This window comes from Stenotrophomonas mexicanensis (assembly GCF_032911605.1).
Taxonomy (GTDB): domain Bacteria; phylum Pseudomonadota; class Gammaproteobacteria; order Xanthomonadales; family Xanthomonadaceae; genus Stenotrophomonas; species Stenotrophomonas maltophilia_A.
On the sequence record NZ_JAWJTG010000040.1, the window covers coordinates 1 to 22,659 of the forward strand.

The 22,659-nt window shown below is 66.4% G+C and carries 15 protein-coding genes; 6 read left to right on the forward strand and 9 right to left on the reverse strand.

Annotation, left to right across the window (positions count from 1 at the left end; all coding sequences use genetic code 11):
* Positions 1–212 precede the first annotated feature (212 nt).
* Positions 213–1,133, reverse strand: a complete 921-nt coding sequence (locus tag R1L06_RS15865; RefSeq protein WP_049461318.1) for a LysR family transcriptional regulator — start codon at positions 1,131–1,133, stop codon at positions 213–215.
* Positions 1,134–1,273: 140 nt separating this feature from the next.
* On the opposite strand from R1L06_RS15865, the gene R1L06_RS15870 reads away from it, so the two are divergent.
* Positions 1,274–1,975 (forward strand): pirin family protein, encoded by a 702-nt coding sequence (locus R1L06_RS15870; RefSeq protein WP_317218175.1) that lies wholly within the window; start codon positions 1,274–1,276, stop codon positions 1,973–1,975.
* A gap of 115 nt (positions 1,976–2,090) precedes the next feature.
* On the opposite strand, the gene R1L06_RS15875 is transcribed toward R1L06_RS15870, so the two are convergent.
* Positions 2,091–4,295, reverse strand: coding sequence for a TonB-dependent siderophore receptor (locus R1L06_RS15875; RefSeq protein ID WP_317218176.1), 2,205 nt, complete (start codon positions 4,293–4,295; stop codon positions 2,091–2,093).
* Positions 4,296–4,442: 147 nt separating this feature from the next.
* Entirely contained in the window at positions 4,443–5,138 is a 696-nt protein-coding gene (locus R1L06_RS15880; protein ID WP_317218177.1) for an alpha/beta hydrolase, read from the reverse strand.
* A 184-nt stretch (positions 5,139–5,322) separates the two neighbouring features.
* Here R1L06_RS15880 and R1L06_RS15885 point away from each other — a divergent pair, with 184 nt between their 5' ends.
* On the forward strand, positions 5,323–6,462 hold the full coding sequence (locus R1L06_RS15885) for an MFS transporter (RefSeq protein WP_253146036.1): 1,140 nt from the start codon (positions 5,323–5,325) through the stop codon (positions 6,460–6,462).
* An 82-nt stretch (positions 6,463–6,544) separates the two neighbouring features.
* Here R1L06_RS15885 and R1L06_RS15890 read toward each other — a convergent pair whose 3' ends face one another.
* A complete protein-coding gene (locus R1L06_RS15890) occupies positions 6,545–7,663 on the reverse strand; it encodes an alpha/beta fold hydrolase (RefSeq protein WP_049400454.1) in 1,119 nt (372 codons plus the stop codon).
* Between the two features lie 183 nt (positions 7,664–7,846).
* Between R1L06_RS15890 and R1L06_RS15895 the strand changes: the two genes are divergently transcribed.
* Both R1L06_RS15895 and R1L06_RS15900 read left to right on the forward strand, forming a co-directional pair.
* Positions 7,847–9,193, forward strand: coding sequence for a c-type cytochrome (locus tag R1L06_RS15895; protein WP_317218178.1), 1,347 nt, complete (start codon positions 7,847–7,849; stop codon positions 9,191–9,193).
* Positions 9,190–10,116, forward strand: a complete 927-nt coding sequence (locus tag R1L06_RS15900; protein ID WP_032128430.1) for a c-type cytochrome — start codon at positions 9,190–9,192, stop codon at positions 10,114–10,116. Before R1L06_RS15895 ends, R1L06_RS15900 begins: the two co-directional genes overlap by 4 nt.
* A gap of 12 nt (positions 10,117–10,128) precedes the next feature.
* On the opposite strand, the gene R1L06_RS15905 is transcribed toward R1L06_RS15900, so the two are convergent.
* Positions 10,129–11,658 carry an OmpA family protein gene (locus tag R1L06_RS15905; protein WP_317218179.1) on the reverse strand — a complete coding sequence of 510 codons (1,530 nt, stop codon included), beginning with the start codon at positions 11,656–11,658 and terminating at the stop codon, positions 10,129–10,131.
* 150 nt (positions 11,659–11,808) lie between these two features.
* On the opposite strand from R1L06_RS15905, the gene R1L06_RS15910 reads away from it, so the two are divergent.
* Together R1L06_RS15910 and R1L06_RS15915 are read left to right on the forward strand one after the other, a co-directional pair.
* Positions 11,809–14,187: a TonB-dependent receptor gene (locus tag R1L06_RS15910; RefSeq protein WP_317218180.1), complete on the forward strand. Its 2,379-nt coding sequence runs from the start codon at positions 11,809–11,811 to the stop codon at positions 14,185–14,187.
* An 8-nt stretch (positions 14,188–14,195) separates the two neighbouring features.
* Positions 14,196–16,304 carry a phosphocholine-specific phospholipase C gene (locus R1L06_RS15915; RefSeq protein ID WP_317218181.1) on the forward strand — a complete coding sequence of 703 codons (2,109 nt, stop codon included), beginning with the start codon at positions 14,196–14,198 and terminating at the stop codon, positions 16,302–16,304.
* A gap of 112 nt (positions 16,305–16,416) precedes the next feature.
* Here R1L06_RS15915 and R1L06_RS15920 read toward each other — a convergent pair whose 3' ends face one another.
* From R1L06_RS15920 to R1L06_RS15935, 4 genes are all read right to left on the reverse strand, one after another.
* On the reverse strand, positions 16,417–18,012 hold the full coding sequence (locus tag R1L06_RS15920) for an alkaline phosphatase D family protein (protein WP_317218182.1): 1,596 nt from the start codon (positions 18,010–18,012) through the stop codon (positions 16,417–16,419).
* A 10-nt stretch (positions 18,013–18,022) separates the two neighbouring features.
* Positions 18,023–20,956: a TonB-dependent receptor gene (locus R1L06_RS15925; protein WP_317218183.1), complete on the reverse strand. Its 2,934-nt coding sequence runs from the start codon at positions 20,954–20,956 to the stop codon at positions 18,023–18,025.
* Positions 20,957–21,097: 141 nt separating this feature from the next.
* The gene (locus R1L06_RS15930) at positions 21,098–22,120 is read right to left on the reverse strand and encodes a FecR family protein (RefSeq protein ID WP_317218184.1); all 1,023 of its coding nucleotides are present in this window, start codon (positions 22,118–22,120) and stop codon (positions 21,098–21,100) included.
* The gene (locus R1L06_RS15935; protein WP_032128424.1) at positions 22,117–22,632 is read right to left on the reverse strand and encodes an RNA polymerase sigma factor; all 516 of its coding nucleotides are present in this window, start codon (positions 22,630–22,632) and stop codon (positions 22,117–22,119) included. The genes R1L06_RS15930 and R1L06_RS15935 overlap by 4 nt, the downstream gene beginning before the upstream one ends.
* Positions 22,633–22,659 lie beyond the last annotated feature (27 nt).

The following is a 22,659-nucleotide window of genomic DNA, read 5'->3' on the forward strand; positions in this document are numbered from 1 at the left end:
CCCGAACGCACAGCCGCCAGCGGCTGGGCCGGGCCCCGGAGGGGGACTTGCAGCGGCCCCCGCAACCGGACCCACCCCGCCTCCCCACAGGAAACCAGCTTCTGCTTCTGCTGTTGCTGTTGCTGTTGCTGTTGCTGTTGCTGTTGCTGTTGCTATTGCTGTTGCTGTTGCTCCAGCTCGTAGCGGGTGCAGGGCGCAGCCCTGCCGTACCCCTAACCCCGTGCCATTGACTGCCACCACTGCGACAGCAGCTCCGGCCTGCGCAGGCGCTCGCGCCACCAGCGCAGAGCGGCGCCATCCTCACCGGTGCGCCAGGCCAGCCAGAAGGTTTCCTCCGGCTTGTGCTCCTCCACCTCGCGGATCACCAGCTGGCCACGCGCCACCGCCGCACGCGCGCAGGGCTCGGGCAGGAAACCGAAGCCCACGCCTTCGCACTGCAGCTTCAGCTTGCTGGCCATGTCCGGCACCGTCAGCATCTCCTGCCCCATCAACAGGCCGACCGTGCGCGGCAGCAGCCGTCGCGCCGAATCGGAGACCGCGATCGCGCAGTGCTCGACCAGCTGCTCGCGACCCAGCACACCCGGCACTGCGGCCAACGGATGACCGGGCGCGACCGCGAACACGAACTCCACCGTACCCAGCGGCTCGACCACGTAACCGCCGCCGCTGGGACCCTCGCCCGGCGCACCAACCAGCAGGTCGGCACGGCGGTCCAGCAAGGCCTCCCAGGTACCGGACAGGGCCTCGCCGATCAATCGCAGCCGGGTCGGTGCCTCGGCCTCACGAAATGCGGCGATGTCCGGGCCGAGCAGCCAGGTCGGGAACACCGAGTCCACCGCCAGGGTCAGTTCGGTCTCCCAGCCCGACGCCACCCGGCGCACCCGCAGTTCCAGCTCCCGGGCTGCGCGCAGCAGGTGGCGGCCTTCGTCCAGCAGCGCGCGGCCAGCCTCAGTCGGCTCGGCGCGCGGGCCGACCCGGTCGAACAGCTGTACGCCCAGGTCCTCCTCCAGCTTGGCCACGGTGTAGGAGATGGTCGAAGGCACTTTGTGCAGAGCCTTGCCGGCGCCGGCGAACGAGCCGCGGCGGTCGATGGCGTCCAGGATCTGCAGGGCATCGAGACTGAGTTTGAGCATTCGAATTTTTCGATGATGGCTGTCAAAACTATCCGTTTTTCAAACCCCGGGCGCAAGCGGATACTTCTCTCCAACGGGGAAACACAGCGGCTACCAGCCCACCCCGCCCCATCGAAACCATCGAACAAGGAGATTCCATCATGCTGCAGATCCGCAAGAGCGCTACCCGTGGCCTGGCCGAGCATGGCTGGCTGTCCTCGCGCCATACCTTCTCCTTCGCCAACTACTACGACCCCCGCTACGTCAGCTTCGGACCGCTGCGGGTGATCAACGAAGACAAGGTGATCGGCGGCCAGGGCTTCGGCACCCACAGCCACAGCAACATGGAGATCGTTTCCTATGTGCTGGGCGGCGCGCTGGAGCACAAGGACTCGATGGGCACCGGCTCGGTGCTGCGTTACGGCGACGTGCAGCGCATGAGCGCCGGCAGCGGTGTCAGCCACAGCGAGTTCAATCACTCCGCCGACGAGACCGTGCACTTCCTGCAGATCTGGATCTTCCCGCACGCAGAGAACATCACCCCGTCCTACGAGGAGACCCACTTCGCCCCGGAAACCAAGCGCGGCCAGCTGCGCCTGATCGCCTCGCCGGACGGTGCCGACGGTTCGCTGCGCATCCACCAGGATGCCCGCATCTTCGCCACCATCCTCGATGGCGGCCAGAAGCTGCACCACGCCCTCGGCAACGGTCGTGGCGCCTATGTGCAGGTGGCCCGAGGCCAGCTGCAGGTCAATGGCATCACCCTGGAAGCCGGTGATGCGCTGCAGGTCAGCGACGAAGCGCAGCTGACCCTGGAGAACGGCAACGACGCCGAAGTGCTGGTGTTCGACCTGCCGCTGTAATGACAACGCCCGCGATGCCGAAAAGCATCGCGGGCGTATTTGTAGAGCCGAGCCATGCTCGGCTGCGGTTTGACAGCCAGCCGAGCGCGGGCTCGGCTCTACAGCACCACCGGCGTCAGAACTTGTACGTCATCGCCAGGCGCACATTGCGCGGCTCACCCCAGGTGTAGGTGCTGTACCAGCTGAAGATCGTGTAGTAACGCTTGTCCAGCAGGTTGTTGACGTTGAGCATGGCCGACAGGCGATCGTTGAATTCATAGCGCGCCATCGCATCCAGCAGCCAATAGGGCTGGGTGCGATGCACCACCTTGGCCTGCGTGGCCGGGTTGGTGATCTCGCCGAAAGTGGAATCCTGCCAGCGCGCGCCACCGCCCAGCGTCAGCCCCTTCCAGTCGCCGCGCAGGCGGTAGCTGGTGTGCAGGCTGAACTGGTTTTCCGGCTCCAGTGTGGTCACCTTGGCACCGGCCTGGCGGGCGATCTTGTGCGAGAACCCACCCTGCACCTGCCAGCCCTCGGCCAGCTGGCCCGACATTTCCAGCTCGTAGCCCTTGGTACGCACGCCCATCAGGGCGCGATACGCATCCTGCCCGTCCGGCGTCTTGCCGCCGGTGGGCTGGGCGAAGTTGTCCTGGTCGAGCTGGAACAGCGCCGCACTGGCGTTGAAGCGGCCATCGAAGAATTCCGCCTTCAGGCCCATCTCGTAGCTGCGCCCTTCCAGCGGATCCAGTGCCTTGCCCTGCTCGTCGCGTTCGCTGTGCGGCTTGAAGATGGTGCTGTAGCTGGCATACACCGAATAGTGCTCGCCAAGGTCGTAGACCACGCCGGCATACGGTACGAACACGCCGGTTTCGCGCGTCTGCGGCGAACGGTAGCTGGCCAGGCGGCTGCCGACGATCACCTTCAACGGATCGGCCACGTCGAAGCGGCCGACCACGTACAGGCCGTTCTCACGCGTCACTTCGTTGTTGCTGTAGCTGCGCTGCCACTCCGGCTCGGGAATGTCGCCATTCCAGGTTCTGTAGTCCGGCACGGTATCCGGGAACCCCGCCTGCGGGCCGTAGCCGGTGTTGGTCCAGCGCTTGCGCGAGGCGCTGCCACCGACGACCAGCTCATGCTCGCGGCCGAACAGGCCGAAATGACCGCTCAGGTAGAAGTCGGCCGCATTGCTGACGGTCTTGCCAACGTACTTGCCGAGCCACAGGCTGACGCCCTCGCCGGTCAACGGATCGGGATTGCCGGCGGCGGCGCCGGCCAGTGCGGCGTCATAGCCGTTGACCTGGTGGTTGAGTTGCAGCTTGGCCACCCAATCGTTGGCGAAGGTATGCTCGAGCGTGGCAAAGCCGGTGCGCACATACTGGCGCCAGCCACTCCAGCGGGTGCCGTTGTTGAACGAACGCGGCATGTCATTGAAGTTGCCGGCACTGTCCAGAAGAGGGATGCCACCCCAGGTCGAGCCCTTCGGGTCGCTGTCCATCGTATCGCCACCCACGGTCAGCAGCGTGCGCTCGCCCAGATCTGCTTCCAGCACCGCGTAGCCCACCTTGCTGGTGCGCTGGTAGAAGTCGAGATTGGAATGCTTGTCCTGCCAGGCGCCCACCGCGCGACCGCGCACACGTCCATCGGCGGTCAACGGGCCGCCAACATCGATCTCGGCACGATAGTCATCCCAGCGGCCCACACCCAGCGTCGCACTGCCGGCGAACTCCTTGCCCGGCTTCTTGCGCACCAGGTTGATGGTCGCGCCCGGATCGCCCATGCCGGTGAGCAGGCCGGTCGCGCCCTTGAGCACTTCGATGCGGTCATAGATCGCGGTATCGCTGAGCGTGTTGCCCGCCGAATAGGCCGAGTCACGCGACATCGGGATGCCGTCGTACTGGAAGTTCTGCACGGCGAAGCCGCGCGCGTAGTACTCGGTGCGCTCGCTGTCGTAGGTCACGATGCTGATGCCCGGGGTCACCCGCATCACGTCATCAATTCCGTTCAGGCCAAAGTCGTCCATCTGAGCGCGGGTAATGACGCTGATGGTCTGCGGGGTCTGCCGCGGGGTCAGCACCAGGCGGGTGGCGGTGGCGATGGTGCCCGGCGTGTACGCGCCACTGCCCTCGGTGATGGTACCGAGCAGGTTGGCGGTGACCTGCACGGTCTGCAGGGTCTGCGATGCCGGGGCCTCGGCGGCCTTGTCCGGCTCGGTGGCGGACTGCGCGGCTGCGATGCCGCTGCTGGCCAGTGCGGTGATCAGCAGGCCCTGGGCAAGCGCCTGCGGCAACGCACGGCGACGCGGCAAGGGGGACGGAATACGGGCATCAGGCACAGACAGCACGACGGGACCTCCACGATCGGGTGGGATCCTCTGGCGGCGGCTGGAGGGAAGACGGGGACGCGGCCGGATGGCCGCAGGCGCAGGAGTGTACTCCCCTGCGCCCCGGCTGTCGTGCGATGTGCTGTGGTGCGGCGCGCTGCCGCAGGCTCAGCCGCCGATGGCGGCGCAGGCCTCCAGGATCAGCGCGGCCACGTCCTTCGGCTGCGAGGCCAGCGAGGCATGGCTGGCATCCAGCTCCAGCAGTCGTTTGGGCTGCATGCGCGTGGCCATGGCCCTCTGGTTCTCCGGCGCGATCATGCGGTCGTGGCGGGACAGCTGGTACCAGCTCGGCCTGTGCTTCCACGCCGGGTCGCTCACCGCATCACCGAAGGTGCTGGCCAGCGGTGCCTTCTGGGTCACCGCCATCACCCGGCCCTCGTCTTCGCTCAGATCCTGGCAGAAGCTCTCATGGAACTTGTCCGCACGCAGCCACAGGTAGCCATCGCTGTCCGGCGCAAGGTTCGGCGCCGCCTCCGGCAGGTGCTGCTGGGTGATGCCACCGGGGCTCTCGCCGGCATCAGGCGCGAAAGCGGCGATGTAGACCAGGCCCTTCACGTTGTCCTCGTTGCCGGCCTGGCTGATCACCGCGCCGCCATAGGAGTGGCCGACCAGCAGCACCGGCCCGTCGATCTGCCGGATCATTTTCTGGGTGCGTCCTGCATCATCAGCCAACGACGTGAGCGGCAACTCCACCGCCTGCACACGGTCATGGCCGTTGCGATGCAGTTCCAGGATCACCTTGGCCCAGTGTGCGGCCCCGCCCCAGAAGCCGTGGACGAGGAGGATGGTGGGTGTCGTGCTCATGTACAGGTCTCCGGCAGCGGGCGGCGGAATGCCGACCGTGCAGCCACTGTCCGTGGGCGACGTTAATCGCCAGTGACGCGATCGGGTCACTGCAATCGTATGCGTCGCCCGATGTCACGCATGGCACTTGCCGAGCCGTCCTGAAAACGTTTTCATGAACACCCCCTGGAGCTTCGCACCGCGCATGACGCCTTCATCCCCACGTGCCCAACAGCACGCCACCCGTGCCGCCTTCTTCATCCCTGGATTCGCCACCGCCGCATGGGCGCCGATGGTGCCCTACGCCAAGGCCAAGGCCGGGCTGTCCGACGCCAGCCTCGGCGCCGTGCTGCTGTGCCTCGGGCTCGGCTCACTGCTGGCGATGCCACTGGCAGGTGCGCTGACCGGGCGGCTGGGATGCCGCCGGGTGATGGTGATCACCTGCGCGATGATGCTGTGCGCCCTGCCCTTGCTGGTGCTGGCGCCCTCTCCGGTAGCGCTGGGCGCGGCCCTGTTCGTGTTCGGCGCCGGCGTCGGTGCACTGGATTGTGCGATGAACATGCAGGCGGTCGCGGTCGAGCGCGACGCCGGGCGCGCGATGATGTCCGGATTCCATGCCTTCTACAGCATCGGCGGCTTCGTCGGTGCCGGCTGCATGACCGGCATGCTGATCCTGGGTACGCCGCTGTGGCTGGCCGCGTTGGTTTCGGTGGCCGCTCTGCTGCTGGTGGCAGTGCTGTCGGCACCGCACTGGCGCCCACAACGGATCCTGCATGAAGGCCCCCTGCTGGCACTGCCGCATGGCGTGGTGCTGTTCATCGGCGTGCTGGCCTTCGTGGTGTTCCTCGCCGAGGGCTCGATGCTGGACTGGAGCGCGGTGTTCCTCGCCGAAGTGCGGCAGGTGCCACGTGACCAGGCCGGTGCCGGCTTTGCACTGTTCACCCTGGCGATGACCGCGATGCGCCTGTTCGGCGACGGCATCGTCGAGCGCCTCGGCCGGACCCGCACCCTGGTCTTCGGCGGCATCACCGCTGCTGCGGGTTTCACCCTGGCGACGCTGGTGCCATCGTTCCCGGTGGCGCTGGCCGGTTACATACTGGTTGGGCTGGGCTGCGCCAACATCGTGCCGGCGCTGTTCTCGATGGCCGGCCAACAGCGGGTGATGCCGGAGAGCATCGCCATCACTGCGGTCACCACGCTGGGCTACGCCGGCATCCTCGCCGGACCGGCAGCGATCGGCGCACTCGCACACGCTACCAGCCTCGGCTTCGCCTTCCTGTGCGTGGCCGCGCTGCTGCTGGGCGTCGCGGCGTCTGCGCGCTCGCTGGCAAGACGGGTGGCCTGACAGAAAAAAGGGGACGGAGGGGATTAAGTCGTTTCTGGCCCAGCTGTGCGGGAAACGACTTAATCCCCTCCGTCCCCTTTTCTCAGCTGCGTGTCAGCCACTCGGCCTGGGCCGGCAGCTGTGGCGCCGGGCACGCGCTCTGCGGATGGTGCTCGTCGCGCGCCATCCAGTCATCGACCACTCCGGCCAGCAGGTCCAGCCGCAGCGGCAGGGTGATGTGGTCCTCGCCGCGCATCTCGATGTAGTGCGCGCGCGGATTGGCCTGCGCCAGTTCGCGGCCCTGGCTGACCGGAATGTGCTGGTCGCCCTGGCCGTGCAGCAGCAGTACGCAGGCGCGGGTATCGGCCAGCGCGCGCGCTACATCCACGCGGTCCAGATCGACGTCGATGCGGCGGCTGGCGGCGGCGATCACCTGGTTGATGTCCTGGCCGCCGTAGCGCCAGCGCGCGTACGACGCCACCGCCTGCGCCTTCAGGCCTTCCGGCTGCAGTCCCATCAGGTGCGGGATCATCGTGCGGATCGCCACACCGGCATTGGCGAACGATTCCATCGCCACCACGCCTTCCACCTGGTCACCGAGCTTGTCGGCGGTGAATACCGCTGTGGCGGCGCCATAGGACACGCCGAACAGGTACAGCGGGCCGGTTACTTCACCACGCGCGCGCAGCTCACCGATTACATCGACCACATCGTCGGATTCATAGGTGCCGTATCCGGACGGACCTGCACCGGACTGTCCATGGTTGCGCAGGTCCAGCGTGATCACGCGATATCCGGATTCGGCCAGCTGCAGCGACCACGGCAGCATCGAATCGCCGTTCATCATCCAACCGTGCAGCAGCACCACGGTGCCGCGCGGGGCCTGCGCGCGGAACGGTTGCGGTACTGCCAGGCTCAGGCCGGTATCCAGCGGCAGGCCGTTCTCGTGGCGCTGCGGCAGGTAGTGATAACGCGCGCCGTAGTCGCCGGGATCGAACACACGCCAGAAGATCGGCACGCCATCGCGGCCCGGCGCGAAGCCATGGCGGTTGGGCAGTTCGGCGATGGCCGCGGCAATACGCGGGCGATCGAGCAGGGTCGATACGCCACCTGGCGCGATCAGCCTGTCGGCGAGCGAGGTGGACGAGGCATTGATCGAGGACGAGCATGCAGCCAGCCACAGGCCGGCGCACGCCAGCAACAACAGCAGCAGGCGCTTCATGGGCAATCGGGGAAAAGGTGCGACAGCGTGGCAGGTTAGCGACGCGGGCGTGGGCCATCTATCGCGCGCGGATGACGGCTTGATGACAACGCAGGAACGATTCAGCTTGGTGTACAAGCTGTATCCGTTCAGTCATTGATCCGGATCAATGAACGCGCGCGCGGGATTGCCCACAGTGCCGCCATGCGCACCTCGCTCAAGCTCGCCATTGCCCTGGCCGCCACGTTGGCCGCCGCCTACGGCATCGCCCGCACCACGCCCTACTGGTTCGCACCGCGACAGACGGCGCAGGTCGACATCCACGATCCGACGCTGATCGCGCAGGGACAGTACCTGTCGCGCGCCGCCGACTGCGCCGCCTGCCACACTGCGCCGGGCGGCAAGCCGTTCGCCGGTGGCCTCGGCATGCAGACGCCGATGGGCACGATCTACTCGACCAACATCACGCCCGATCCGGACACCGGCATTGGCGCCTACGACTACGCCGACTTCGAGCGCGCGGTCCGTCGCGGCATCCGTCACGATGGGCAGCCGTTGTATCCGGCAATGCCGTATGCCTCATACGTGATCGCCAGCGATGCCGAGATCAAGGCGCTGTACGCCTACTTCATGGGCTCGGTGCAGCCGGTGAAGCAGGGCAACGCCGACAGCACGATCCCGTGGCCGGCCAACATGCGCTGGCCACTGGCCTGGTGGCAGCTGCTGTTCGCACGCCCGCGTACGTTCAACCCGGATCCGTCGCTGGATGCCAGCCAGCAGCGCGGCGCCGAACTGGTGGAAGGCCTGGCCCACTGCGGCGCCTGCCACACGCCACGCGGCCTGGCGTTCCAGGAAAAGGCGATGGCCGATGATGGCAGCCGCCAGTTCCTGTCCGGCTCGGTGCTGGAAGGCTGGTATGCGAAGAACCTGCGCAATGAATCAACCGGTCTGGCCAGCTGGAACGAGGGCGAGATCATCGACTTCCTGCGCACCGGACGCACCGATCGCTCCGCGGCCTTCGGCGGCATGGCCGACGTGGTCGAGCACAGCACCCAGTACCTGTCCGACGCCGACCTGCTGGCGATGGCCCGCTACCTGAAACAGCTGCCGGCACGCGAGGGCCGCAGTGCACAGTGGTCACCGGGTACCGACACCTCCACCGCCGCACTGCGCAGCGGCGACTACCGTGTTGCCGGTTCGCTGGCCTATGCCGAGCACTGCCAGGCCTGCCACCGCGCCGACGGGCGCGGCATGCCCCGCGTCTATCCGGCCCTGGCCGGCAACTCGATCGTGTTCGCCGATGATCCCAGCTCGCTGGTGCAGGTGACCCTGATCGGCGGCCGCACGCCGCATACCCCGCACGATCGCATGGCCTTCACCATGCCCGGCTTCGAGCAGCTGCCGAATGCGCAGCTGGCACAGATCCTGACCTTCATCCGCAGCAGCTGGGGCAACCAGGCCAGCGCGGTGAGCGAGGTCGACGTGGCGCGCATGCGCCGGGTGGTGCGTGACAAGCCGGTGCACTACGTTCCGCAGGAGGCCGCACGATGAAACGTTCGCGCAAACGCTCCCGCCTGCTGGTCGGCAGCGTGGTCACCCTCGTGCTGCTGGCCGGCGCCGGCACCCTCGCCTATCGCCATCTGTACCCGGACCTGGATGCTGCCGTAGCCAGCACGATCGATATCCTCGATGCGCAGGGCAAGGTGGTCGGCCACTACCACGCACCCAGCGCCGAAGAGATCGCCGGGCTCGGCAATGCCGAATCGGTGATGCTTGGCCGCCGCCTCCTCAACGAGACCGCGCGCCTGCTTCCGGACAACGTCGGCAACGATCTGAACTGCAATTCGTGCCACATGGCCGAGGGCAAGCGACCGTTCGGCAACCACTACTTCAATACGGGCGGCGGCGCCTATCCGCGTTACATGCCGCGCCCGGGCAAGGTGATCGGGCTGACCGAGCGCATCAATGGCTGCCTGCAGCGCTCGATGAACGGCAAGCCGCTACCGAAGGACTCACCGCAGATGCGCGCCATGCTCGACTACATGGCGTGGCTGAGCAGTCCAGTGCCAGACGGTGCAAAGGTGGCCGCCCCCAGCGAGGGCCCCATCGACAGCACGCTGACCCCGGACCCGATCCGTGGCCAGGCGCTGTACGCCGTGCAGTGTGCCGCCTGCCATGGCGACAACGGCGAAGGCCGGCGCGACGCCAGCGGTGATATCGCCTTCCCGCCGCTGTGGGGCGACCACAGCTTCAACATCGGCGCCGGCATGGCGCGCCTGTACAAGGCGGCCGGTTTCGTCAAGCACAACATGCCGCCGGCGGTGACCCGCGAGCCGCCACTGGGGCAGCAGGTGATGCCCGACCAGGATGCGGTGGACATCGCCAGCTACTTCATCAACCAACCGCGGCCGGACTTCGCCAACAAGGCCAAGGACTGGCCGCGCGACCCGAAACCCAAGGACGCGCGGTACTGAGGAGGGCGTGGTTCAGCGCTTGACCAGCTCGACCCGGCGATTGCGCGCTTTGCCTTGCTCGCTGCCATTGTCGGCTACCGGCCTGTCGGCGCCGAAGCCGGCCGCCTGCAGGCGGTCGGCGGCGATGCCCTTGGCGGTCAACGCCGCCACCACCGACCGCGCACGATCCTCGGACAAGCTGCGGTTGTGCGCGGCCGCGCCACTGTTGTCGGTGTGGCCTTCAATCGACAGTTTCAGCGACGGGTCGGCACGCAGCAGGTCCAGCACCTGCGCCAGTTGCGGTTCGGACGTCGGCAGGATCTGCGCCTTGTCGGTGGCGAAGTTGACCTGGATCGCCACGCGGCCGTCGCTGTCCAGCTTCTTCTTCAACGCATCGGCCTGCAGCAGCGCCGCGGTCTGGGTGAAACCCTTGCGCTCGACCACGACCCAGCCTGCGCTGAGGTATTCGAGGCGAGCATGCACCCACACCTGGCGGCCATCAGCCAGATCGACGCGATAGACCACGGTGTCGTAGTTGTCCCAGCTGTAGCTGGCCGCGTTGCCGTAGGACGACTGCACCTGCTTCGACACGCCCTCGGCCGCCTCGTGCGGGATGCGCCCCTCGAACACCTTGGTGCCGTTGACCTGGGCCATCATCGCCTCAAGGTTGCGGCGTACTTCATGCATCGAGTATTCGCGCTCGCCCTTGTCGAAATCGGCAGCGAAGGTGCGGCCCTCGACCGGTTCGAAGTGATCTCCGGTCCAGAACGGGAAGGCATCGAAATCACGCTGCTCGGGCGTGTTGCGCTCACGATAGCCGGCCGGCAGGGACAGGTACGGGAAACGGTTCGACCACTGCGCGGTGGCCTTGAACGGCACGTCATCCACGACCACCAGACCGGCGCCGTTGCTGTCCACCGCCAGCTGCACCCACACGGTGCGGTTGGCCTGGCGCAGCACGTAGACGGTGGTGGGTGCGTCCTGTTCACCGTTCACCGCATCGATGAAGCCACCCCCGATCTCGCCTTCCAGTTGCGGGCCGTAGTAGATGTCGCGCAGCAGCTTGCCTTCAAAGACCTTGCGGCCGCCGGCGGCGGTGATCACGCCGTCGAAGTTGCGCTGCACTTCCAGCGCTGAGAACGCCTTGTCGGGGGCCGCCTCACTGTCGGTCACGATGCGTGCCGACCAGCTCGGACCTTCCGCCCAATGCACACCCTCGCCCATCCGGAACGGGAAGCGCGCCCAGGCGCGCGGGTGCGGGGCGTTCTGCGGCGCGTAGCCCTGCGGCAGGCTGAAGAACGGCAGCTCACCCAGCGTGGTGTCGCTCAGCGGCACGCTGCCGGTGTCGAAAGGCACCAGCGGCACCGGCTTGCCATCGCGGTCGGTGAGTGCGGTGCCGTCGGCGGCGGCCGTTGAACCCGCTGGGGCGGCGGCCGGTGCTGCGGCCTCGTCCGCCGTGGCTGGCGCAGGCGGCGCCACCTCTCCATCCGAGGGCGTCCGGTTGCACCCTGCCAGCAGCACCAGGGCTGCACCTCCCAGCCAGATCTTCGATCGCTTCTGCATCGCCACCACCTCAGGTCCATTGAAGCGCCGAGCATACCCGAAGGCCGTGACCGCCCCCACAGTGCCATCGTTCCTGCGCTGCCACGTCATGCCGATGTCATTGGCGCTGCCGACACTCCGGGGTTTCCTCCCTCTGAAGGTCCGGTTTCGATGCGAACGATTGCGCGTTTTCCCCGTGTCTCGCTGCTGGCCCTGCTGATCGCCCCCGCCCTGGACGCCCTCGCAGAAGCACCGCAGGGCGATACGGGCGAAGCGCGCAGCAGCGATGCGCGTACCCTCGACCAGGTACAGGTGATTGGTCAGGCCACCAGCTACGCGAAGACTTCGGTGCGCGCGGAAACACTGAACCGGCAGACCGTGATGAGCAGCGTCAACGACGCGCTCAACGAAGTGCCCGGCGTGGTGGTCAGCGAGGCCGATGCCACCGGTTCGTCGGTGTGGGGCACGCAGATCAGCATGCGCGGCTTCGTCACCAACCGTGACACCCAGCAGATCGGCACCACCATCGACGGCCTGCCCAATGGCGGCTCGGGCTACGGTGGCGGTTCGCTGGCCAACCGCTACATCGATACCCTGGACCTGGAAACAGTGGAAGTCAGCCAGGGCACCGCCGATATCTCCTCGCGCTCGAACGAAGCCCTCGGCGGCACCCTGAACTTCCTTACCAGCGATCCGCTGCAGGACAGCCGCCTGCGTTTCGTGGTCGGTGCCGGTGACAACGAAGCGCGCAAGTACTACGTGCGCTACGACACCGGCCTGCTCGGCGGCCATACCCGCGCCTGGGTCAGCGCTTCTTCCGCACGTGTGCACGACTGGATCGATGGCAGCGGCAAGACCAGCAATGACCACATCGCCGGTAAGTTCATCACCGAGCTGGATCGCTGGACGCTGACCGGCTACCTGTCCTACAACGATGCCGACGAGCCGGAGTACACCAGCGTCTCGCCGAAGGGCTTCGCCACCAATCCGGACCGCGATAACCTGGTCGGCACCCTCACCGGCATTCCGTACCTGGACCAGAACTACCGTTCCGGCTCGCGTGCGCTGCGCGAGAACACCTTCGGCTACCTGCGCGCGGCCTTCGACGGCGGCAACGGCTTCAAGGCCTCGGTGGCGGCTTACGGGCACCGCATGGAAGGTCGTGGCGACTGGCTGCCCCCCTACCTGGCGCAGGTCAGCGATGATGGTGCCGGTCGCCCGGAGTCGGAGTACATCGGTGGAAAGACCGTGTACGGCGGCAGTAACCGCGGCCAGATATTCTTCGTCAATCCCGATGGCAGCGCCGCGCAGCGTCTGGCCAGCTGCAGCCCACGGCTGGGCTTCACCGCCGAGTACGATCCGAACTGCTACGCGGGCAACGTGCTGGGCGCGCAGTCCTACCGCCACACCCACTACGACAACGACCGCATGGGCGTGACCGCCGACGTCGAATGGCGGCAGACCTTCGGTGCCGTCGACAACACGATCCGCGGCGGCCTGTGGGTGGAAAAGCTGGACCGCTCGGCGCGCCGCGACTGGCATCGCCTGCTCAACGTAGGCCAGGACATCGCCTTCGACCATCAGCCGTACTGGGTGCAGTTCGAGGACAAGTACAAGGTTGACGAGCAGATGTACTACGTCGAGGACGTGGCCCGCTTCGGGCCGTTCAGCGCACGCCTGGGCGTGAAGCAGTTCTTCGTCGACCAGTCGCGCCGCCGCGTGATCGGTGCCAGCGAGCACGTCAAATCCGATTCCAAGTCCGATCCGCTGCTGTCCACCGGCTTCACCTGGGCACCCGGTGTGGAAGGCATGGAGCTGTTCGCTGGCTTCTCGCAGAACTTCGCCGCCATTCCCACCGGCGTGCTCGGCGAGACCGACCCGCAGCGCTTCCGCAACGTCGAGCCGGAGACCGCCGACAACATCGAAGTCGGCATGCGCATCAGCCGCTGGCCGCTGACCGCGTCGGTCACCCTGTACAACATCAAGTTCGACAACCGCATCGTCTATCTGCCGGCCGGTTTCGTCAGCGGCATCGACTACCTGGGCGAGACCGACGGTGTCTACGAGAACTTCGGTGGCGTGGAAAGCAACGGCCTGGAGGCGGCGTTCGGCTATGGCTGGGACAACGGCTGGCGCCTCAACGCCGCCTATACCTACAACCGCTCCAAGTACCTGGGCAGTGGCGATGCCGCACGTGATACCCAGCTGGGCATCGTCGACGGCGCCAAGGTGATCGGACAGCCCGAGCAGACCCTGGTGCTGTCGGCCGACTGGCAGGGCGAAAACTGGAACTTCGGCCTGTCCGGTCGCTACCTGGGCACCCGCTACCTCGACGCCGCCAACGTCAACAAGCTGCCCTCGGCCACCGTGTTCAACGCCAATATCGGCTTCGACCTGCAGGGCCTGTCGCCGCGCCTGAAGGGCATGGGTGCCAACCTGGTGGTGAGCAACCTCACCGACAAGCGGTATCTTGCAGGGGTGGACGGCCGCGACAACGCCTTCATCGGCGCCCCGCGCACTGTCGGCATCTCCTTCCGTGTGGACCTGTGAGTGAGCCCGTGACTGATATCGGCCGACGCCGGTTGTTGCAGGCCGGCGTTGCCGCCGGCCTTTCTCCGCTGCTTCCCAGCATCGCCCGGGCCGCAGCGATCGCCCCCGCCGCGCAGACGCGCAGCATCGAAGACCTGCAGCACATTGTGGTGTTCATGCAGGAGAACCGCTCGTTCGACCACTACTTCGGTACGCTGCCGGGCGTACGGGGGTTCGGCGATCGCTTCGTGGCTCCCGCGCCGGCACTGCAGACCGGCGGCCGCACGCGCAGCCTGTGGCTGCAACCCGATGCCAGCGGCACGCGCGCGATCGCACCGTTCCCGCTGGATACCGCTGCGCACTTCGGCTACATGCGCGTGGAAGGCACGCCGCACACCTGGCCGGATGCGCAGCGCGCCTGGGACCACGGCCGCATGGGGCAATGGCCGAAAGCCAAGCAGAACCATTCGATGGGCTATTTCCAGCGCAGCGACCTGCCCTTCCAGTTCGCACTGGCCGATGCCTTCACCATCTGCGACGCCTACCACTGCGCGATGCAGGCCGGAACCAACCCGAACCGGGTGTTCCTGTGGACCGGTCACAATGATGCACACGCGCGTGCTGGCGGCCCGGTGATCGCCAACTCGCACGACAACTTCCCCGAGCACGGCGGGCATCCGGCGTCGTATCGCTGGACCAGCTATGTCGAACGCCTGCAGAAGGCGGGCGTCTCCTGGCAGATCTACCAGGACATGGCCGACAACTTCACCGATAACCCGCTGGCCGGCTTCGAGGCTTTCCGCCAGGCCTACCGCGCTGCGCCGGGGCATGACCCGCAGCTGCGAGCACGCGGGGTCAGCACGCGTGGCCTGGCGCAGCTGCGCCAGGACGTGGTCGATGGGCGTCTGCCGCAGGTCAGCTTCATCATCGCCGACGCGGCCGGCAGCGAGCATCCCGGCCCCTCCAGCCCGGCCCAGGGCGCGGCCTATACCGCACGCGTGCTGGATGCACTGACCGCCGATCCGGAGGTGTGGAGCCGCACCGCCCTGCTGCTGATGTTCGACGAGAACGACGGCTTCTTCGACCACATGCCGCCACCGGCACCGCCTTCACCGATAAACGGTGGCTGGGCGGGTATGTCTTCGGTCAGTACCGAAGGCGAGTACCACCGCCATCCGGCACCGGGCGACGAGAAGTACGACGCCGCCGAGCTGCGCGGCCGCCCCTATGGGCTGGGTCCGCGCGTGCCGCTGTACGTGATCTCGCCCTGGAGCCGCGGTGGCTGGGTCGATTCGCAGGTGTACGACCACACCTCGGTCATACGGCTGATCGAACGCCGCTTCGGCGTGGCCGCACCGGATATCTCACCCTGGCGCCGTGCGGTCTGCGGAGACCTGAGCAACGCCTTCGACTTCGCCCAGCGCGATACCCGTCCGTTCGTACGCGGCCTGCCCGACGTGAGCGCGGCGGCCGCACGTGCCGCCGCCCTGCCAGGACGCACCGTGCCAGCGTTGCCGGAGGGGCTGGAACCGGCGCAACAGGAACGTGGCGTACGTCCGGCGCGTGCCCTGCCCTATCGGCCGCAGGCATCGATTGCTGCGATCGACGCATCGGGCCTGGATCTGACGTTGTCCTGCGAAGGTGCAGCGGCGGTCCTGCATGTGTACGACCGACTGCGGCTGGGTGCGGTGCCACGCCGCTATACGCTGGTACCGGGCACGCCGCTGCGCGAACGCTGGGCGCTGGATGCACAGGGGCGTTACGACCTGTGGCTGCTTGGCCCGAACGGCTTCCACCGTCACTTCCAGGGTGCTGCCAAAGGGCCCATCGTGCAGGCGTCGGTCGAGCGCGCCGACGGCCATCTGCGGCTGCACCTGCGCAATCTGGGTGAAAGTGCACAGCAAGTGCGCGTGCATGCCGGTGCCTATGCCGGGCACATGCCCGAGCAGACGCTGGCACTGCCCGCGCATGCAGAAACTTCGTTGGCGTGGGATGCAACGCCTACCGCCGGCTGGTATGACCTGCAGGTCAGCGCAGGTGAGAGTGTGCTGCGCCTGGCGGGCCGTGCCGAGGATGGGCGTCCTGGCACCAGTGACCCGGCGATGGGCAGCGAACCACTGCGGTTCGAGCACGATTGAGCCGCTCCACCCTTGTAGAGTCGAGCCATGCTCGACTGCTTTTCGATCGCTGTTCGATCATTGCCTGGAAAAGCAGTCGAGCATGGCTCGACTCTACAAGCCGGTGGCCCGATCAGGCCTCCTGCAGCCCCGGCCGACCGTGCTCGACCGCGTAGCGCTTCCAGCTCTGCTGCGCGCCATTCGGCTGCATCACGGTATCCAGCGTCTTCATGTCGCCGATCCACGCATCACGGGTGACATCGCACAGCACATAGCCACGCTTGTCGGTGGTCGCCCTCAGATAAGGGCTGTGCCGCAGCTGGTTCTCGGCATATGCATCCACACCCTGGCCATCAGCGCCGGAAGTAATCGAAGTGGCAAGGAACTCACTGGAGACCACGCCTGAATCACGATGGTCCTGCACCAGGTCGCTGGCGTAATGCCGGTGCGCGTCGCCACACGCCGTCACCACGTTGCCGAATCCGACCTTCTGGATGTGATCGAGCAGGCGCCGGCGGCTGTCCAGATAGCCCGACCATTGGTCGTCGGACGACTGCACCATCCCGTCCTTCTCGCGCATGTAGTTGCCCAGTGCCACCTGGTGGGCGATGGTGTGCCAGCGCGGCGCGGCATCGGCCAGGCCGTCGAACAGCCAGCGCTCCTGCTTCGCACCCACAATGCTGCGCTCCGGCGATTCCACCTCCCCGCGCAGCGCAATGTTTACCTGCTTGCTGCGGTACTGGCGTGTGTCGAGCAGGTGCAGGTCCATCAGCGTGCCATAGCGTGCGCGCCGGTACATCTGCATATGGCCATCGCGCGGGAATGCCGAACGGCGCAGTGGCATGTTCTCGTAGTAGGCCTGGAACGCCTGTGCGCGGCGCAGCAGGAACACTTCGCTGGGCGTATCGTCCTGGTCTTCGGCGCCGGCCCAGTTGTTGTCCACTTCATGGTCATCGAAGGTGACGAACCACGGCGCCGATGCATGCGCGGCCTGCAGGTCGGCATCGCTCTTGTACTGGGCGTAGCGGCGACGGTAGTCGTCCAGCGTGTAGGTCTGCGGCCCGACATGATTGCGCAGGTTGGTGAACGGCTGGCCGTTCACTTTCCGCAGGCCCGGCTGGCTTTCGCCTTCGTAGATGTAATCACCGTAGTGGAAGACGAAATCCAGCGGTTCCTCGGCAATGCGCCGCCACGCGGTGTAGTGGCCTTCTTCGTAGTGCTGGCAACCGGCCACCGCAAACCGCACGCGATCCACTGCGGCCGTGGCTGCGGGCAGCGTGCGGGTGCAACCGACCGCACTGGCGTGGCCGCCTACGGTGAAGCGGTACCAGTAAGGCCGTGCGGGCGCCAACCCACCCAGCTCCACGTGCACGGCGTGGCCGAGTTCGGGATGCGCCATCGCCGAACCCTGGCGTACCACCTTGCGCATGCCCTCGTCCGCGGCCAGCTGCCATTCGACCACCATCGGCCGGGTCGGCATGCCACCGCCGAACACCAGCGGCTCGGTCGCCAGCCGTGTCCACAGCACCATGCCATCGGCCGAAGGATCACCCGAGGCCACGCCCAGGGTGAACGGCGTGCTGGCGAACCGCGGCGACGCCAGCAGGTTGCGCGGGTTCAGCGCGGCGGCATCGGTCTGTGCGGCCAGCGCGTGCGCCGTGCCCATCCACGCGCCGGCAGCAGACAGGCCGGCCAGGGCCAGGAATCGCCTGCGATTGATCGTATCCACGGCTGCGCCCTCAGTTGTAGATGATGTGGAAATAGAAGAAGCGGCCGTAGTCGTCGATCTCGGTACGGAAGCGCCCGTTCGGGCCGGTGCTGTAGGTCGGCTGCGTGTTGAACAGGTTCTTGGCCTCGTACTTCAGCGTCACGTGCCTGCTGACCTTGTGGCTGAAGCCCATGTTGAAGGTCATGTACGGGTCGTAGTACGAATCCAGCCACTGGGTATCGCCGAAGTCGACCAGCATCCGGCTGCGGTAGGTACCGGACAGGCGCAGCTGTGCGCTCTTCCACGGCATGCGCCAGATCACCGACCCATTGAGCGACCAGTCCGGCTGGTACAGCAGGCGGTCCAGGCGGCGTTCGGTGCCATCACTGATGCGGTAGTTGGTCTGGCCTTCCAGCCGCGTTGCGTTGAAGTACATGTCGAAGCGCTGGCGGCCCCACTGCAGGTTGCGGTTGGCCACCGCGAACTCGACGCCGTGCAGCCTGGACTCATCGGTGTTCATCGGCTGGGTGACCCGGTAGCGGGAATCACCCACATTCTCGAAGGTGGTCAGGGTGTAGATGTCGTCCTTGATCACTTTGTCGAACAGTGCCACCGAGACCAAGCCGTTGTTGCCGTTGAAGTACAGGTCCCACGCCAGGTCGATGTTGGTGGAACGGCGCGGCTGCAGGTTGGCGTTGCCCTGCTTGATGGTGCAGAAGCCCCTGCCCTCCTCGTCATCACCACAGCTGGTGCTGGTGGCCTGGGCGATGTTGCTGGGTGTCGGCCGGCCCAGCGTGCGGCTGGCGGAGAAGCGCAGGCGCTGGTCCTCGCTCAACTTGAACGTCGCATTCAATGAAGGCAGCAGGTTGTTGTAGCCACCGCTCGTATTGCGGAAGGCAGAGGTATACGTAGTGCCGCCATCATCGCTGAATGGGCTGTACGCATCGAAGCGGGTGTGGTCGTAGCGCAGGCCGCCGATCAGCAGCAGTCGGTCCCAGGCGTAGTGTGCGGACACGTAGGCATTGGTGATGTCCTCCACGTACTTGTAGTCGCTGGTGAAGTTGGCATTTGGATACGCCGCATTGTTGTTGCCCAGTTTCGGCAGCAGTTCCTCGTTCCACTTGCGGTTGTCGATCAGCGGGAAGCCCGGCACGCTGCCCAGCAGCGTCGAACCCGGATACAGGTAATCGTTGAGCGTGGCACTGCTCTTGAAGTAGTCGAAGTCGATGTCCTGCCAGATCTTCAGATGGCGGTACTCGGCGCCGGCGGCCAGGCCGAAGCCACGCGCATCGGCGTCGATGTTGTAGCTGAAGTCGGCACGCAGGTTGTCGATGCTCTCCTTGGCGTCGCGCGGCGAGACATAGGCCTGTGCCGGGTTGAGCTTGAACGCCGAGCTGGTCAGCAGGCTGGAATCGGAAACCGCCACTGCGTTCGGGAAGCCGTGGCTGTCGTTCTCGTAGTCGACGAACAGATTGCTTGGGTAGGCGCGCACACCCCAGTAGACCTGATTGTTGTGGAAGGTCTCTTCGGTGTGGCCACCGCGCAGGGTCAGCCGCGAGCGATCACCGATATCCCAGTTGAAGCTGGCGATGGCGCCACGGTTGCTGCGGTCCCAGCGGTCGTGGCGGTTCTTGATGTAGATGCTGTTGATCTGGGTGGTGCCACTGTCTTCGGTCTGGTTGCGGATCGGAAACTTGGCGTTGCCGTACAGATCGGTCTTGTTCATCGTCGAGTTCTCGTAGAACCGGTACGAGTACAGCAGCAACGATGCGTAGAAAGGATCGTCCGATGGCTTCCATTCCAGCTTGGCCGAGCCACCGAAGTTGGTGATGAAGTTGGTGTAGGTGCCGGTGCTGAAGTTGCCCGGCGCACGCAGTCCGTTCCAGCCCTTGGCCTCGTCCGGCCCGGTGGTGCCGTCGGTGAGGTACTTGCCGGCGTCGTTGTAGTAGTAGTTCGACTCCACCCAGCGCTTGACGCTGTTGCGCGAACGCTGCTCATAGCGCGCTACCGCAACAAGGCCGAATTCCTGGTCGGCACCGAACTGGTTGGAGAACACCATCTTGGCGCTCTTGCCGAAATGCCCCAGGGTCTCGTGGTTGCCACCGGCACTGCGCTCGACATTGGTCTCGGCCGTGGAGTAGATACCAGCCACATCGGCGAACACGTACTTGCCGGACCGGTCGAAGGCACTGCGGCTGATGATGTCGATCACGCCGCCGATCGCATCCGGCGCCTGCTCTGCGCTGAAGCTCTTGTAGATGTCGGTGCGGGTGCCGATGTCGCTGGGAATCAGCTGCAGGTTGTTCATGCGCTCACCCGAGCCACTGCCACCCACGCTGGCAATCGCGATGCCATCGATGGTGGTGTAGTTGAGGTTGGCCTGCACGCCACGCACCGTCACGTAACGGGGCTCACCGGCATCCTCCACGGCACTCAGGCCCGGCGCGGCCATCAGGCTCTCGGCCAGGGTCTCGTCGCCGTAGCTGTCCATCTCGTCGTAGACCACCGAATCCTTGATCACCGGCGAGGTCTTCTTCTGGTCGATCACCTCATGCGCAGCAATCACCTTCACCGTGCCCAGGGTCGGCGCCACCACCGCTTCGGCCTCGCGCGGCTTCGGCGCGGCCGGCTTCGGTTCGTTGTGTGCCGGCGCAGGATCAATGGCGATGACGTTGCCATCCACCACGGTGTAGCCCAGGCCGGTCCCTGCCAGCAGCGCGTCCAGCGCCTGCTTGACGGTGGCACCGCGCGGCACCGCCCCGGCCATGTGCACTTCACCACTGCCCGAATACAGGAACTGCACGCCGGAACTGCGCGACAACTGCTCCAGCGCGCGCGCCAGCGGCTGCGCCGCGATCGGCGCCGAAACGCGGGCCTCGAGGCCATCGGCAGTGGCCGCAGCCGCCAGCGGCACGCTGCAGGGAGACAGGGCGAGGATGATCGACAGGTAGAGCGTGTTGCGCATCACGGGTCCTTGGAAGAGAGAAGGCAGCAGGTGCCGCTGCGTGACTCGGCAGCGGCTTCTCCCAAGTAAGAGCCCGCATCCACCGAAGTGGAGAACGCGGATTTGATGAATTTTTTCTGACAACCCACGGCCATGTCGACCTCAGCGCCTGCCAACCCGCACGGTGTCGCCTTCTCGCCGCACCACGAAGCGCGGGTCGCGCTCGAGGAAGGCCTGCAGCGCACCGATACGATGCGCGTCCAGGCTGCCGGACAAGCGCGCCGACGCCGCACCTTCATCCAACACCCGAACCTGCACCTGGTTGTGGCGATTGAAGGCGGCGGCCACCTCATCCAGCCGCTCGTCCAGGAAAGAGACCTTGCGTTGCTGCCAGTCCAGCAGCATCGACAACGGCACATCCAACGACTCGACCGCATGGCTGCGCGCGTCGACCTGCACCACCTGGCCTTTACCCAGTTGTGCAAGACGCCGCGCATCCGCACCGTGGCTCCACACTTCCACCTCGCCGGAAACCACACCGATGCGGGTGCCCTGCAGCCGTCGCGACACGTCGAACACCGTGCCGATATCGCGGATCTGCAATCCGTTCACCTGCACCTCGAACGGCCGTCGGTCCAGGGCGATGTCGAACGTGGCCTCGCCCTGCAGCAACTCCACCCTGCGGCTGAACCCGCCCATGCGCACCCGCAGGCGGCTGTCCGCGTTGAGCCGCACCTGGGTCTGGTCGGGCAGCACCAGGTCGCGAATTTCTCCATGTCCGGCGCTGTAAAGCTGCTCGGTGGGCATCAGCTGCGGTACCAGGCCCACGCCGAGCAGGGCGATACAGGCTGCGGCAGCCGCCACCCACCAACGCGTGCGACGGCTGTGCGGCGTACTGCGCAGCGGGGCCTGTGCGTGTCCGAACAGCGGCACGACCTTGGCAGCGGCCTGCTGTGGCGGCACCGAGGCCTCTTCAGCCAATGCCGATTGCAGCGCCTCACCAACCTGCCGGTGCAGTGCGAGCGCGTGCATATAGGCGCGCACATGCTCCGGCGAGCGCTTCATCCAGTCCAGCAACGCAACCCGCTCGGCTTCGCCCAGCACGCCCTCGCGATTGCGCTGGAACCAGTCCATGGCCTCGCTGGCGATCACGTCGTCGGCCGCACCCGATGGATTCCGTTTCATGTGAGCTCCCTGGCGCCCAGCGCCTTCCTGCAGGCGTCCAGCCCCTTGCCGATATGCTTGCGCACCATGTGCACCGAGACCTGCAGCTGCTGGCTGATTGCCGGGCAGTCCAGCCCGTCGCGATAATGCAGCTCCATCACCCGCCGCGTGGTCGCCGGCAGCCGTGCGATGGTGCTGCGGATATCGCTCCAGCGCTGCGCGCGCTCGAATTCGCCTTCGATGTCTTCTTCGCTCTTCAACACTTCGGCCAGGAGGTCGACGTCCTCCAGCGGCGGCAGCGACGAACGCGCGCGCGCGTGCTCCCGTGCAAGATTGGCGGCCACGGTGAACAGGTAGGCTTCCGGGTTCTCGACCGCGTCGGCATGCTCACCGGTGCTGCGCAGCAGCCGCAGGTAAACCTCCTGCGCCAGATCCTCGGCATCTTCGCTGGCAGAACCCCGGCGCAGGAAGAAGCCGCGCAGCAGCCGCCGCCGCAGCGCATAGCTCTTCTCCCAGATCCTCACGCTGTTCACGGCCGGCCAACCACCCCAAGGCTGGAA